Source organism: Kordia jejudonensis (assembly GCF_001005315.1).
GTDB lineage: Bacteria > Bacteroidota > Bacteroidia > Flavobacteriales > Flavobacteriaceae > Kordia > Kordia jejudonensis.
This window is the reverse complement of sequence record NZ_LBMG01000187.1, coordinates 1-634: the sequence shown is the minus strand read 5'-3', so window position 1 is coordinate 634 and position 634 is coordinate 1. Positions and strand designations below refer to the sequence as shown.

At 35.0% G+C, this 634-nt stretch carries 1 protein-coding gene; it reads right to left on the bottom strand.

Features of this window, described 5'->3' with window-relative positions; all coding sequences use genetic code 11:
- Positions 1-109: 109 nt before the first annotated feature.
- Complete coding sequence (locus AA089_RS23260; RefSeq protein ID WP_046759423.1) at positions 110-505, bottom strand: hypothetical protein; 396 nt, start codon at positions 503-505, stop codon at positions 110-112.
- Positions 506-634: the final 129 nt, after the last annotated feature.

The following is a 634-nucleotide window of genomic DNA, read 5'->3' as shown; positions in this document are numbered from 1 at the left end:
TAAATCGTCTTGTGCATGCAAACTGCCTAGACTACATAAACATAGAAGTGCTAGTATATAATAGTGTTTCATTTTGTTGTTTTAGTTCGTTTTTTTAATGTAGTTTTTGCTATTGTAAAATAATAGCTTTGTCGAGTTTTAGTTCTTCTAACAAATCATCGTAGCCAATGATTCTACCAATGATCTTTGTTTTTTGTCCTTCTGAAAGTGCTTGTGTAGAAGTACCTTCTTCTAACTGAAAATAGATACTTTCATTGAGTGAGATGCCTTTTTCATCTTTTGCCGTGATGACACCTGTGAGTTCTACTACTTTTTCGCCTTGTGTCCATGAAGCTGGATTTTCCTTGATTTTTTCTAAGAAATCCTTTGCTGTTCCTGTAAAGGCAACTTCCATGTCTGCAATTGCTGTGTGCGGTTTGTAGGCATAACTATAAGCTAGATATCCGCCAATGGCAATGACCAACACCAATCCGATTATGAATTTACTTTTTTTCGACAAGCTCATAATTCAAGGTTACGTTAATTTCTTTTGCAATTTTATTTCTCACGATACTTGGAATATCGATGTCAAAGTCTTGTGGTTTTACCGAAAAGTTCGATGTAATCACAATTTTGTCGCCTTCTTTGGAAACCA

Excerpts from the sequence above, each read along its gene's own strand:
- AA089_RS23260 (WP_046759423.1), bottom strand. The coding sequence starts at position 505 with ATGAGCTTGTCGAAAAAAAGTAAATTCATAATCGGATTGGTGTTGGTC.